Genomic DNA, 13,335 nt, shown 5'->3' with positions numbered 1-13,335 from the left:
GTGGCAATAAAAGCAATGAATTTAAAAACTTTTTAGCTATACTTGATAAACTCACCTGACAACACGTATGATATTAGAGAACGAAATCGGCATTTCTGCCTTTCGAAATGAATGGCAGAAAGCAAGCGTAAGCATTCTGTACACCTATGGCTTTCTTTCAAATGGTTACGAAAGCTTTTTCAAACAGCATGGTCTTACTACGCAGCAGTACAACGCCCTTCGCATTTTAAGGGACCAATTCCCTAAACCTGTTTCCACTTCTTTCCTTCGAGAGAAGATGTTGGATAAAATGTCTGATGCCTCCCGGCTTGTGAGTCGGCTCGGTGCTAAAGGGCTGGTAGAAGTAACACAGAATACAGCAGATAAACGTCTGGTAAATATTGTAATATCAGAGGAAGGGCAAAAAGTAATTGGAACTATAGACAAAGATTTACATCAATTGGATGCAGTGATGCAAGGCCTTACTGAGGAGGAAGCTAAGACATTGGTAGAGCTGCTTTACAAAGTAAGAGAATCTTTGAAAACAGCTGATGAGCGCATTGCTGCCAAAGAGCAAGTAGACGCTGATGCATAATAAATAGCTTCTTATTATAGCTTCATTTAAAAGGAGGTAGGAGGGACTGTGTTTCTCTTCTACCTCCTTTATGATTCATAATCTGGTAACAACAGCCATCAAGTAAAAAGACAAAGCCACTAAGCTGATGGCTTAGCGGCTTTGCAAAAACAATGAGTATACCGGCGGTTTTATACCACCACGTTTATTATCTTGTTCGGTACGATGATGATCTTCTTTGGAGCTTTCCCTTCCATGAACTTTGCCACCTGCTCATCGTTCACGACAGCTTTTTCCATTTCTTCCCGTGGCGTATCGAGTGAAAAGGTCATCTTCGCACGCATTTTACCATTGATGGAAACCGGATATTCAAAAGTGCTTTCTACCAGGTGCCTCTCTTCCCACTGGGGGAAAGCTGCATAGCTGATGCTCTCATTGTGGCCCAGTTTCTCCCAAAGCTCCTCGGTGATGTGCGGGGCGTACGGAGACAGGATAATAGTCAGAGGCTCCAGGATAGCGCGTTTGTTTGTCTTCAGCTGCGTCAGCTCGTTTACACAAATCATGAACGTAGAAACAGAGGTATTAAACGAGAAACGCTCAATGTCTTCCTCCACTTTCTTGATGGTTTTGTGCAGCGACTTCAGCTCCTCAGCATTTGGTGCTTCATCGGATACATTGAAGTTGCCGGCATTATCGTGGAAGAGTTTCCAGTAGCGCTTCAGGAACTTGTTCACGCCATCCATGCCATTCGTGTTCCAGGGCTTAAACTGCTCCAGTGGCCCCAGGAACATCTCGTACATGCGCAGTGTATCAGCTCCCTGCCGCTCTACGATATCGTCAGGATTCACCACATTGTACTTCGACTTCGACATTTTTTCAATCTCTACGCCGCAGATGTACTTACCATCTTCCAGTATAAATTCTGCCGTTTCGTATTCTGCACGCCATTTTTTAAAGGCTTCCAGGTCCAGCATATCATTGTCTACAATATTCACATCCACGTGCAAGGCAGTGGTGTCGTACTGGTCCTTCAGGCCATGAGACACAAAGGTGTTGCTGTCTTTTACCCGGTACACGAAGTTAGACCTCCCCTGGATCATTCCCTGGTTAATCAGCTTCTTAAACGGTTCCTCTTCTACAACCAAGCCCATATCAAACAGGAACTTGTTCCAGAAGCGGGAGTAGAGGAGGTGTCCTGTCGCATGCTCTGATCCTCCTATATACAGATCCACATCACGCCAGTACTTGATGATGTCTTTATCTGCGAAGGCTTCATCATTCTTTGGGTCCATGTAGCGGTACCAGTACCAGCTGGAGCCTGCCCATCCAGGCATGGTGCTCAGTTCGTACGGATACTCATCTTCATATTTCCAATCTACGGCACGGCCAAGTGGTGGCTCACCAGTTTCAGTAGGCAGGTAGGCATCAATTTTTGGTAGCTCCAGTGGCAAATCACTCACATCAAGCAGGTGCGGCACACCATCTTCAAAGTAAACCGGAACTGGCTCACCCCAGTAGCGCTGGCGGCTGAACACGGCATCCCGCATCCTGAAGTTTATTTTACTCTTGCCAATATTATTCTCTTCCAGGTACTTTACCAGCACAGGCAGCGCCTCCTGGTACGTCAGGCCATTTACCATTTCAGAGTTCACGTAATGACCTTCTTTGGTAGCATCAGCCTGCGTATCCAGGTCTTTTTGGCCATCTAGAATCTGCACGATTGGCAGGCCAAAGTGCTTCGCGAAGTTCCAGTCGCGCTGGTCGCCGGAAGGCACTGCCATTACAGCCCCTGTTCCATAGCCAGCCAGAACATAATCGGCTATATAAACAGGTATCCTTTCATTGTTGTAAGGGTTAATAGCATATGCTCCCGTAAAGGCACCTGAAACTGTCTTCACATCTGTCATGCGCTCCCGCTCCGAACGGTTTTTGGCTACGTTCACATAATCCTCTACCGTTTTACGCTGCTCCTCTGAGGTAATCTGCTCGACCAGTTCGTGCTCCGGGGCCAGTACCAGAAAAGTGACACCATAAACAGTATCCAGGCGGGTTGTGAAAACTTTGATTTTCTTGTCTATGCTTTCAAGCGGGAAAGACATGATTGCTCCGACGGATTTCCCGATCCAATTGCGCTGCATTTCCTTCACCGGCTCCGGCCAGTCAATATTCTCCAGCCCCTGCAGCAAACGCTCGGCATAGGCCGTGATGCGCATCATCCACTGGCGCATCAGCTTTCGCTCCACCGGATAGCCGCCACGCTCCGACACGCCACCCACTACTTCATCGTTTGCCAGAACAGTTCCCAAAGCAGGACACCAGTTTACCACCGCTTCGGCCACATAGGTCAGCCTGTACTTCAGCAGCATCTCAGACTGTTCCTGCTCGTTCATCTGCTTCCACTTGTCAGCCGAAAAAGCAGGCGTGTCTTCGTCACAGGCAGCATTCACATTTTTGTTACCATGCTGCTCAAACTCCTTCACAAGTTCTGTTATCGGCTCGGCTTTATCGGAGTTGATGTTATAGTAGCTGTTGAACAGCTGCATGAAAATCCACTGCGTCCATTTATAGTAGCTTGGGTCAGAAGTTCGGATCTCCAGGTCCCAGTCAAAAGAAAAGCCCAAATTCTTCAGCTGCTCCACATAGCGCGTAATGTTCTCTTCTGTGGTAATAGCAGGGTGCTGACCTGTTTGGATAGCGTACTGCTCTGCTGGAAGCCCGAAAGAGTCGAAACCCATCGGGTGGAGCACATTGTGACCGGTCAGGCGCTTGTAGCGGCTTACAATGTCAGAGGCGATATAACCGAGTGGGTGCCCTACGTGCAGCCCGGAGCCAGATGGATATGGAAACATATCCATGGCGTAATACTTCGGTTTATCACTTTTAGCTGTGGCTTTGAAGGTATGGTTCTCTTCCCAGTAACGCTGCCACTTTTTCTCAATCTGATTAAAATTGTACTCTGACATTGTTTATTATCGTGTTCGTTGAATCTGTATTAAACCGCTAAGATAATTCTTAATTATTAAATTGTTGAACGGCTGCATTGCTAATTGTTCAATAGGTTCCCTTATCCTGTTCAAAATGCAAACCAATTACCTGTTGCAGGCTTCAAACTGCATATACCTACACTATCTGTTCAGCTATTTAAACGTTTAACAATTAGGTATACCTTTGTGAAAATTTGGAAGATGATGGAGAAGAAACAAGACTTACTCGATATACTGCACCTGATTTACATTATGGATCCCATGTGCTCGTGGTGCTATGGCTTTGCCCCGGTTATAAAGCGGTTGGTAAAGGAGCAGGAGGGAACCATGCAGTTGAAGCTGGTAATGGGTGGTTTAAGACCCGGTACCGAACAGCCATTGGATGGGCCTATGAAGGAATCCATTAAACACCATTGGCAGGATGTTGAGAAAGTGTCAGGCCAACCCATTGATTATAATTTTTTTGAACGGGAGGATTTTGTGTATGACACGGAGCCAGGTTGCCGTGCTGTGGTTACGGTGCGTTATCTGAAACCAGACGCGGAGTTTGAGATGGTTGAGGAGATGCAAAATGCATTTTACGCTCAAAACCAGGATATTACAAAGCCTGAAGTGCTGGCCGCTATCGCCAGTAGATTTGACATAGATACAGAAAGTTTTTTGGAAAAGTTTAACTCGGAGGAGATGAAAGAAAAGACGCAGCAGGATTTTATTATTGCGCGGCACCTGCAGGCAAACGCTTTTCCTAGCCTGTACCTGCTGAATGGCACCAGCGTACACTTGCTTAGCCGTGGCTACCGCACCTACGATGGCATGTCTGCTCATCTACGGAATACACTGGAGAAAATAAACAACCTATAAAAGGCGCAACAGCAGTATATCTTTCTGTTGCAGTTTTTTCTGTTCGTTGCGACTCAGTTTATATAAATCTTCAAGGCCATGAAGAAGCACCATGCGCTTACAGGTGTCTGCCATATTACGCACAAGCAGCTCCCACTGCGACATCTCATTCTGGGGTCCAGCATACGCAAGAATATCTTTGATTTGGTCAAGACTGATCATCCGGATTTTGATGAAAGGTCTTACATCACGCTGGAGCAATTAGGTGTTTACAGAAAAAGGTACCTCGAGCAGTTACTCATAAGGGAAATGGGTGAATTGACGACGGTAGAACAGGAGGTGATAAAAAGCATCAGCGGACAGGAGTTGGTCACCAGTAACATTGAAGGCGAACTGGCTGAGAATATTTCTTTAGGAGACCGGATGGCAGATAACATTGCCAGCTTTGGGGGCAGCTGGCGGTTTATTACCCTCTTCTTTTCCTTCCTGCTGCTCTGGATGCTTGTTAACGTCTATGTTTTATCCGTCAGGCCTTTCGACCCTTACCCTTTCATTTTACTTAACCTGATTCTCTCTTGCCTTGCTGCCATACAGGCACCCATCATTATGATGAGCCAGAACCGAAAGGAGTCAAAAGATCGGCAGCGCTCAGAGTATGATTATAAGGTGAACCTGAAAGCGGAACTTGAAATCAGGTTACTGCACGAAAAAGTAGATCATTTAATTGTGCACCAGAACCAGCGGCTAATGGAAATTCAGCAGATACAGGTAGACCTGCTCGAGGATATAATGGCGCGTTCCAAAGCTTAAGCTATACTGCTGCTAACGCACCTTTAACCGGATCCGAACCATTCCAGGTGCCTGTGCTACCAATAGGTTTGAAGCGGGCAAACAGTTCTTCGCTGTACCACTTTTCGGCCCGGGTGCGGCGCATTACTTCCTGATGCTGCGGGTCTTTGTAAGCATATTGTTTCATCGCCTCCACCGATTCCCAGATACTGAAGGTAGCCTGCCGGATAAAAGGCAGTTCTCCCAATCCGATAGAACAAAGCAATCCTTCTGCCTGATCTAATGCTGCACTGGTGCGCAACCCAAAGCGGATAAAATTAGGCAGGCGCCTTAAATTAATACTGGCACGTGTAAGTACGGCAACAGGCCCCTGTGTATATTTCTCAGAAAGTGCAGGAGCGAATGGTTCCTGCCCGTCCCATTGCCCGTGCGATTGGTATGGCAGCAGTTTCACGGTCCAGCTTTCGTCTGTGTGCTGGCGGTATTCCTGCATTAAGTCGGAGTGCTTGAAAAAGTCATCTGCTGCTTCCTCACTCTCCCAGGTACAAAACAAACCGTAGCGCCTGAAATTAGGCTTTAAGCTAAAACCTTTGCCTTGTCCGCTTCCCAGCAGTTTATAGAATAGCAGGCCCGGCACTTTATCAAGTTTGGGGCCGGAAGTACCCATCTGCGCCAGTCCCCAACGAACATGGCCACTCCGGATGCCAAAAAGCGTAAGGGTAGTTAATCTGGCAGAAGGAGTATGTGGTGTCTCAGGCAAGTGATTTCTAATTTCAGGTTGATAGATGCTAAAGGTATATTTTTTACGTCTTATAATTAAGCAGGAGCAGCAAGCAATGCTTATTTTGCTTTCATAGAACATAAAAACACCTGCTGAACACTATTGTTCAGCAGGTGCCTTATGATTTATTTTCAGTACATCAAGTCTATAGGTATGATGCTACTTGATTGTCTACAGGTTGATTTTCTTGTTTTCGCCTGCATCAGGTCTTTCCCCTGTTATAGCGGCTTTAACTACACCATAGAGGTGCACCACGGCACTGTTAGGGGCATCCCAATATTCTGCTTTGTCTATGGTTACTCGTATCAGGCCTATATTTGGATCATCCTTACCTTGAGGGAACCAGGTTTTCATAAACGGATTCCATAGTTCCTCAATTTTCTGCTTGTCCCGCAGCACTCTTGCTGTACCGGAAACAGATACATAATGCTCATCACTTGGCTTGGCATAACTTAGGTTTACATGGGAGTCATGTGCAATTTCATGCGATTTGCCAGACTCATATCCGGTGAAGAACCAAATTTCACCGTCTGCCTTTGTTTCCATGGCACGCATGGGACGGCTGCGAAGGCAACCGTCATCTTCCATGGTCGTCATCATCGCCACATCTATATCTTTAATTAATTCTACCAGTTTCTCCAGGTTTTTCTGTGTATTTGGGTCGTTATTCATAGTTTTACATGTTCGGTTTCTTGTTTGATTACGGGTGGCGGCGGCTTTGGGTTTATAAGAGCAGGCTGCTACAGGACCCGCAAATCAGGCACTAAAACATTAAGAGCAGCTGACTGTTGTTTCTGTTTGTCCTAATCCTCCTCCATTGAATTTTTTAGCACATATTTATTTATCTGGTGAAGATGAGGCCTTGCTGATAGGTAATTTTATTGCCGACGCTGTAAAAGGAAAACAGGTGGATTTATATACACCTGGCATAGCCAAAGGCATCCGACTGCACCGCCTGATAGACCACTATACAGACACACATCCTATTGTAGCTGAATCCAAGGCTCGCTTAAGGCCAAAGTACCGCAAGTTTGCCCCGGTTATTGCCGATATGTACTACGATCATTTTCTGGCCGCCAATTTTGAAAGATACGCACCTAAACCCTTGTCAGCGTTTGCGCAGGAGGTTTACGCGCTTATCGAGCGGCACTATGAGCTGCTGCCTCCCCGTGTGCAGCACCTTTTCCCGTACATGCAGCAGCATAACTGGCTGCTTTCATATGCGCGACTGGAGGGAATAGCACAGGCGCTCACCGGTATGAGCCGCAGGGCAAAGTTTGTATCAGGTATGGAAACGGCAGGAGTAGAGTTGCAGGAGAACTATGCTTTATATGCCGCTGAGTTTGATGCTTTCTTCCCGGAACTGGTGCAGTTTGTGGAGGAAACGAAAATAAGTTTGTGAGCGCTTAAAGCTCCTGGCGGAACAAAGGCAGTGTTGAAGCAAACAAAAAAGGAGCAAACTTCAGCTGCTCCTTTTTTGTTTAAATGAATATTTTTAATGCTGGTGCCCGCCTTCGCCATGTACGTGGCCGTGGTCAATTTCTTCTTTCGTAGCGTCACGTACATCCTGCACTTTACCTTTGAAAAACAACTGCTTGCCGGCCAGCGGATGATTAAAGTCCATTGTAACGGTTTCTTCACCAACTTCCTGCACACGGCCCTGCAACTGGTTGCCTTCGCTGTCAGCCATTGGAATGTAGTTGCCTTCCTCCAACATATCGTTAGGAACGGAGCCATCCACTTCAAATACATTTTTAGGAAGCTCTACAACTGCTTCCTCGTTATATTCGCCATAGCCATCCTCTGTATCCAGTTTAAAGTCGAAGCTATCGCCTGTATTTAGGCCTTGCAGACTTTCTTCAAACTGTTCAGGCAAGCCACTCATGCCGTAGATAAACACCATCGGCTGTTCTTCTGTGGCTGTTTCGATAAGGTTCTGCTCATTGTTTTCGTCCAGTATCCGGAGCTCGTAGGTGAGCGTAACCACTTTATTTTGTTCTATCTTCATGCTGTATCGTTTGAAGGTTTAAGAAGTGAATATCTTAAAGTTAAGATTTACGGGTTAAAATGCCATAGAAACAGGCATTTTATGCCCTTCTACGGTTAAATTCCCACCTTCTTTTACCTTTCTGTTTCTTTTTTGTTGTTTTTGCTGTATTACGGCATGCACTCGGTTAACTCCCAGGCGCTGCGGTAGGAATTTATACTTTCTACGTACGTAAGAAACGCGGCATAGTATGGATGCTGGCTTAAAGTGGCGCTGTCGCCAACAATAACCAGCTTTTTCTTTGCCCGCGTCATCGCTACGTTCATGCGCCGGATATCGGCCAGGAAACCAATTTCACCGCTTTCGTTGCTGCGCGTCATACTGATGTAAATGATATCCCGTTCCTGCCCCTGGAAACTATCCACGGTACCAACAGAAAGCAGCCGCTTCAGCTTCAACTCATGCAGATCCGGCATATGCTCTATACGGTCCTGGAGATAATTGATCTGGGCCCGGTAAGGCGCTATCACACCAATGCGCAAAGGCTCTGTTTCATCTTCTGCAGGGGTATAGTCCTTTAGCAGAAGCGACAGGTGGTTGAGCAGCAGGTTTGCTTCGTCGGGATTGGCAGAGCTGGTGCTCTCCGGCGTTTCCACTTCGTTGTATCCGCAGCCAGCTGTATCCACAAACTCCATCGCCAGCCCTGGCGCAAAGTGTGGGTCAAACTGATGCAGGTCGCTGTTGCGCACGCTTTCATGCGCCTCCAGTTCTCCCTCGTAAAACTGCTGGTTAGAAAACTCCATGATGTCGTGATGCATGCGGTACTGTGTCTTCAGCATCACCGATACCTCCGGCTGGCGCTCCACACATTTCTCGAACAGCGATTTTCCCAACCCGCCTTTTTCTGCCTCAAACGACTTAACGGTAGGCGGTAACTGGCAATGGTCACCGGCCAGTACAACACGCTTGGCACGGCTTATCGGAATCCAGCAGGCAGGCTCCAGCGCCTGTGCGGCCTCATCAATAAAAACAGTTTCATATTCCAGGTGACGGATAGCTCTGTTGGCGGCACCCACCAGCGTACACGTAATCACCTGCACACTGTTCAGCAGGTCTTCTGTAATATATTCTTCCACACGGTCTGCCTCGTCCAGCAAGCGCTTGCTTTCGGCTTTGAAAAACTGGCGTTGTGCCCGCTCTTCATATCCGAACTTGCGTTTAAACTGCGATGCCATCCGCTTGTACTCTTCTGCCGTTTTGCGGTAATCCTTCAGGTTCTTATAAGAACGGTGCTCCATAATCTGGGCATCCAGTGTATGCTCCAGCAGCACATCCGACACCCGCGACGGATTACCGATTCGAATGACATTTACTCCTTCTAATGCTAGTTTCTCTGTAAGTAAATCCACAGCGGTGTTGGAGGGGGCCGTTACTAGAAGGCGTTTCTGCGTCTCCAGCGTTTTCAATATAGCCTGCACCAGGGTAGTCGTTTTACCTGTACCCGGAGGGCCATGGATAATGGCGACATCCTTTGCCTGCACAATCTTTTGCACCGCCTCGTTCTGCGAAGGGTTTAGCGCGGGGATTTCCTCCATTTGCTCATCCGTAAAGCGGGGAGCGGCATCACCTAACAGAATATCGCGTAGCTCTGCTAGGCGGGTTTTATAGGCATCGATCGTCTTTTTCATGGCGATCTCCATCTCGCGGTAGCTCATTTCATCAAAGGTGAGGTCTATCCCGAGGCGGCCGTCGTCAATCCAGTCCGGCAAATCTTCTTTGTTAGTGGCCAGCAGCACCTTGTTGCGCTTCAGGCCAACAATCACACCGTTCAGGTTCTGCCGTTCGCCATTGTTGCTGAATATGGCCGCTGATTTACCTGTCTGAAAGAGATGCAGTTGGTCACGGTCTTTCGTGCGTTCCAGTTCCAGCACGACCTTGTTGCCAAAACCAATTTCTTCTTTCGTAATCGTAACCGGATACCAACAGAAGCCCATTGCCTTGCGTTCGGCAACAGTGCTTTTCATGCTCTTGATTTTATATTGCTGGCGGTCCTCTTCCTGTTCTATCTTCAGCAGTTCCTGTACCTGCCTCAGTTCATTTAATATTTCGCTCATGTATATCCAAAAAAGAAAGGCTGGCATAAATGCTCCAGCCTTTCGGTATTTTATAAAAGAACCAGGCGGTTGTAAAACAGTATTTACTGCCTGGGCTGTACTATTTTTCTGCAGCAGGTAAAGAACAAATACCATGCCTCTAAAAATTCCTGACCAGCTGATAAATTACTTGATTACAAATGGTTTATCAGCTTCGGGTATACTGCTTTTATTTTGCTGTTTTTTTCTTACGTGATTTTGCAGGTGTACGGTTCAGGCGTACCTGCAGGAAGATAGCATAAAGCAGCAGCATAAAGGATGTTACACCTAATACCGATATCACCTTGTCTTTACCATAGCGCAGGTTAGACGACTCTGCTACCTGTACTTCGAGGTCTTTTATGCTGCGCTCACGCTTCTTGATATTTGTCTGAAGCGTTCTGATCTGGCCTTGTAACTCAGCTATCTGGGCACTTACAATGCGCTGGTCCTGCACCGTTATCTTGCCTTCGCGCTGTATCTCTACGGTACTCTCGGCCACTTTCCGGATGCTTGCCTCTTTAATGGCTCCAATGAGTTCGGAGTCTGTGTTGATGATTTTTTTGAGGGTTTCGATGATGCTGATCAGGTCTTTTTTTGATTTCTTACCCCAGAAGTTACTGTTCTGCTGGTTATAAAACTGATACTCCAGCACCAATTGCTCCCGCTCACTCATCAAATCTGTCAACTTATCCTGCTGTTGGGCCTGTGCTCCTGCAAACCAGAGGCAGCACACGGCCATGGCCAATAGTCTTTTCATCATCTCTCCTAAACTTTACTCACAAGTTACACGCAAATATGGCCACCTTATTGGATAAGCACCAATTTATTTTTGTGGAACCTTGTAAAAAAGAAGAATAAGCACCGGCAACAGGTACAGGTCGGCCACCACGGCAAACACCAGCGTCAGGCTCACAAACAGCCCTACATAGAAGGTGGCATCAAAGGTAGAGAGCACCAACGTAAGGAAGCCGGCGGCCAGGATACAGGAGGTGATGATGATGGCTTTGCCTGCAGAGATGAACGTGCGTTTGATAGCGTAAGGCAATGATTTACCAGCCATCAGTTCCAGCTTCAGCTTGCTCAGGAAATGGATGGTATCATCCACGGCAATACCGAAAGCGATGGTGAAAATAATAGAAATAGATACGTTGAGGTTGATGCCCAGAAAGCCAATGAGCCCGCCAATCATCAGCAAAGGGATGATGTTTGGCACAAGCGAGATAAGCACCATGCGGAGGGAGCGGAAGATAATCCCCACAATGACTGCAATTACCCCAAAGGCAATGAGAAGCCCCTGCATCATATTGGTGGTAACGTACTCATTGTTCTTGTCCAGAAGGATGGAGCTGCCGGTAAGGCGGGTGCACAGAATGGATTCGTTGATGTTCTGATCCATGAAGATACGAAGGGAATCGTTCAGCACAGTGGCTCCTGCACTACCTATATCTGTCATCTTGCCTGATAAGCGTCCTTCTTTGGCATCTGCTGTAACTACTCCTCGTAATTCGCTGCGTCCTTGGAAGGCCTGCAGCCGCCTTTTAATGCTTTGCATCTCGCGCTTGGTTTCAGGCAAGGTGTAATAGTCACGGAGACCGCCATTTTGCGCCCTGTTAATTGTTTTAACCACTGTGGCGGGCGAGGTCACAAAGTTGAGTCCATAGGTATTGTAGAGGTACTGCTCCAGTTCCTCTATTTCCTGCAGTACCTCCAGGTCGTACATGCTATGGCCTTCTGCGGCTATCAGGTGCAGCTCGAAGGGGCGTACACCGGAGAATTTCTCCTCGAAATACTGGAAATCCTGCAGAATGGGATCATCGTCTCCTAAGTCTTCTAAAAGAGTGGTATCCACTTTAATCTGGCTGATGCCGATCAGGCTCAGCACAACAACAAAAGCACTGGTGGAGAGGATGGCTTTGGGGTGCACCAACACATATCGAAACATACGACGCAACAGCATAGGCCAGGAGAAACTGAACCGGCTTTCCGGCACTGGCTTTGGCTTCTTCATGAGGAGTAGCATAGCCGGCAGCAGCGTAAAGGCAAGCGCAAAAGCCAGGAAAATAGCAATGGCTGTATAAAGCCCGAAATCCCTAATGGGCACGATAGCGGTGGTGAGCAGCGTCAGGAAACCAATAGCGGTGGTAATAGATGTCAGAAAAGTGGCGAGACCTACCTCTTTGATAGTGATTTTCAGAGCCGGCACTTTCTCCATACCCTGTCCGATTTCTGTTAAATAGCGCGACAGGATATGAATGACATCCGACATGCCCACCACAAAAAGAATAGTTGGAAGCAGCATCGTCATCACATCCAACGGTTTATCAAAAAGCCCCATCACACCCAGCGCCCAGAGCACCGACAGCAGTACCACCACCAGTGGCACAATGACGCCCCAGCCCGTCCGGAAGGTAATCCAGAGAAACAGTATAACCAGCAGAATGGAAGCCGACATAAAGATGGCCAGCTCTATCTTCATCTTCTCCACAAACACCGACTGCGCCAGCGCCTTCCCCGCAATATGGCTTTCTGTTAAGCCCAGTTGCTCCAGCTTGTCGTACAGCGAGGCCATCAGTGTATCGCTGGCTCCTTTACTTAAATCGTCTGTTGTCTGCATAAACAGGGAAACAGCAGTCGCATCTTCCGAAAACAAAGTGCCGACCAATTCCCTGGAGTTGTAAATATTCACAGAGTCCTGGGCATACCGCCCCGGCTCATCTACGTGCAGGTACGGAATCTCGAAAAAGCCGAACTGCTCAATGACGGGGCTTTTTACTGTGGTAGGGGAGAGCACCGCCTCCACGTTCGATTGCCGCTGCAGAAAGGCCGTGAGGCTGTCTACCCGCGTCAGGAAATCCTGCTCAAAAATACTTTGGCTGTTATCCAGCCCTATCAGGAGGTAATCGTTGTCGTTGCCGAACTTATCCCGAAAACTGAAGTAGTAAGCGAGTTCAGGATCTCCTTTCGGGAAAAAATTATCGAAGTTATAGTCGAAGCGGAGTCGGGTGGCGAAGTAGACGCTGCATGCTGTCAGGATGGCTATCAGCAGCAGGACAAGAAAACTTAATCTTTTGTAGTTCAAGATACTATAGGTGCTTTACCAAAGGGTTGTTGACGTGCAAAGATACAACAACAGGCGGTTCTTTATGTTTCAGGTAACGTTGCGGCAGGCTGATTATTTAGGGTTAAATTATTTTCTCAGCATTTCTTCTTCTATAAGGTTTACGCATTACAGCAAATCATTCTATCTTTAACTTCAGACCGATAAC

11 protein-coding genes are annotated in these 13,335 nt (G+C 47.3%); 4 read left to right on the top strand and 7 right to left on the bottom strand.

Annotated features, from left to right (window positions below; translation table 11 throughout):
* The first annotated feature begins 67 nt into the window (after positions 1-67).
* Positions 68-574, top strand: a complete 507-nt coding sequence (locus DXT99_RS03800) for a MarR family winged helix-turn-helix transcriptional regulator (protein ID WP_115564199.1) — start codon at positions 68-70, stop codon at positions 572-574.
* Between the two features lie 170 nt (positions 575-744).
* On the opposite strand, the gene leuS is transcribed toward DXT99_RS03800, so the two are convergent.
* The gene (leuS, locus tag DXT99_RS03795) at positions 745-3,516 is read right to left on the bottom strand and encodes a leucine--tRNA ligase (RefSeq protein ID WP_115564198.1); all 2,772 of its coding nucleotides are present in this window, start codon (positions 3,514-3,516) and stop codon (positions 745-747) included.
* Positions 3,517-3,738: 222 nt separating this feature from the next.
* On the opposite strand from leuS, the gene DXT99_RS03790 reads away from it, so the two are divergent.
* Positions 3,739-4,398 (top strand): DsbA family protein, encoded by a 660-nt coding sequence (locus DXT99_RS03790; protein WP_246000434.1) that lies wholly within the window; start codon positions 3,739-3,741, stop codon positions 4,396-4,398.
* A gap of 78 nt (positions 4,399-4,476) precedes the next feature.
* Positions 4,477-5,187 carry a DUF1003 domain-containing protein gene (locus DXT99_RS03785; protein WP_115564197.1) on the top strand — a complete coding sequence of 237 codons (711 nt, stop codon included), beginning with the start codon at positions 4,477-4,479 and terminating at the stop codon, positions 5,185-5,187.
* A gap of 1 nt (position 5,188) precedes the next feature.
* Here DXT99_RS03785 and DXT99_RS03780 read toward each other — a convergent pair whose 3' ends face one another.
* A complete protein-coding gene (locus DXT99_RS03780; protein ID WP_181885023.1) occupies positions 5,189-5,926 on the bottom strand; it encodes a DUF3291 domain-containing protein in 738 nt (245 codons plus the stop codon).
* 192 nt (positions 5,927-6,118) lie between these two features.
* A complete protein-coding gene (locus DXT99_RS03775) occupies positions 6,119-6,619 on the bottom strand; it encodes a pyridoxamine 5'-phosphate oxidase family protein (RefSeq protein ID WP_115564195.1) in 501 nt (166 codons plus the stop codon).
* A 145-nt stretch (positions 6,620-6,764) separates the two neighbouring features.
* Here DXT99_RS03775 and DXT99_RS03770 point away from each other — a divergent pair, with 145 nt between their 5' ends.
* Entirely contained in the window at positions 6,765-7,349 is a 585-nt protein-coding gene (locus tag DXT99_RS03770; protein WP_115564194.1) for an acyl carrier protein phosphodiesterase, read from the top strand.
* A gap of 93 nt (positions 7,350-7,442) precedes the next feature.
* Here the strand turns inward: DXT99_RS03770 and DXT99_RS03765 are convergent, their stop codons facing one another.
* The 4 genes from DXT99_RS03765 to DXT99_RS03750 form a co-directional block, all read right to left on the bottom strand.
* Positions 7,443-7,955 (bottom strand): FKBP-type peptidyl-prolyl cis-trans isomerase, encoded by a 513-nt coding sequence (locus tag DXT99_RS03765; RefSeq protein WP_115564193.1) that lies wholly within the window; start codon positions 7,953-7,955, stop codon positions 7,443-7,445.
* A gap of 149 nt (positions 7,956-8,104) precedes the next feature.
* Positions 8,105-10,048: an AAA domain-containing protein gene (locus DXT99_RS03760; protein WP_115564447.1), complete on the bottom strand. Its 1,944-nt coding sequence runs from the start codon at positions 10,046-10,048 to the stop codon at positions 8,105-8,107.
* 208 nt (positions 10,049-10,256) lie between these two features.
* Positions 10,257-10,829, bottom strand: a complete 573-nt coding sequence (locus DXT99_RS03755) for a hypothetical protein (protein ID WP_115564192.1) — start codon at positions 10,827-10,829, stop codon at positions 10,257-10,259.
* Between the two features lie 63 nt (positions 10,830-10,892).
* Entirely contained in the window at positions 10,893-13,148 is a 2,256-nt protein-coding gene (locus tag DXT99_RS03750) for an efflux RND transporter permease subunit (RefSeq protein ID WP_115564191.1), read from the bottom strand.
* Between the last annotated feature and the right edge of the window lie 187 nt (positions 13,149-13,335).

This window comes from Pontibacter diazotrophicus, assembly GCF_003367245.1.
Taxonomy (GTDB): domain Bacteria; phylum Bacteroidota; class Bacteroidia; order Cytophagales; family Hymenobacteraceae; genus Pontibacter; species Pontibacter diazotrophicus.
This window is presented reverse-complemented; position numbering and strand designations above follow the sequence as displayed.

Excerpts from the sequence above, each read along its gene's own strand:
- DXT99_RS03755 (WP_115564192.1), bottom strand. The coding sequence starts at position 10,829 with ATGATGAAAAGACTATTGGCCATGGCCGTGTGCTGCCTCTGGTTTGCA.
- DXT99_RS03790 (WP_246000434.1), top strand. The coding sequence starts at position 3,739 with ATGATGGAGAAGAAACAAGACTTACTCGATATACTGCACCTGATTTAC.
- DXT99_RS03800 (WP_115564199.1), top strand. The coding sequence starts at position 68 with ATGATATTAGAGAACGAAATCGGCATTTCTGCCTTTCGAAATGAATGG.
- DXT99_RS03765 (WP_115564193.1), bottom strand. The coding sequence starts at position 7,955 with ATGAAGATAGAACAAAATAAAGTGGTTACGCTCACCTACGAGCTCCGG.
- DXT99_RS03775 (WP_115564195.1), bottom strand. The coding sequence starts at position 6,619 with ATGAATAACGACCCAAATACACAGAAAAACCTGGAGAAACTGGTAGAA.
- leuS (WP_115564198.1), bottom strand. The coding sequence starts at position 3,516 with ATGTCAGAGTACAATTTTAATCAGATTGAGAAAAAGTGGCAGCGTTAC.
- DXT99_RS03760 (WP_115564447.1), bottom strand. The coding sequence starts at position 10,048 with ATGAGCGAAATATTAAATGAACTGAGGCAGGTACAGGAACTGCTGAAG.
- DXT99_RS03785 (WP_115564197.1), top strand. The coding sequence starts at position 4,477 with ATGAAGAAGCACCATGCGCTTACAGGTGTCTGCCATATTACGCACAAG.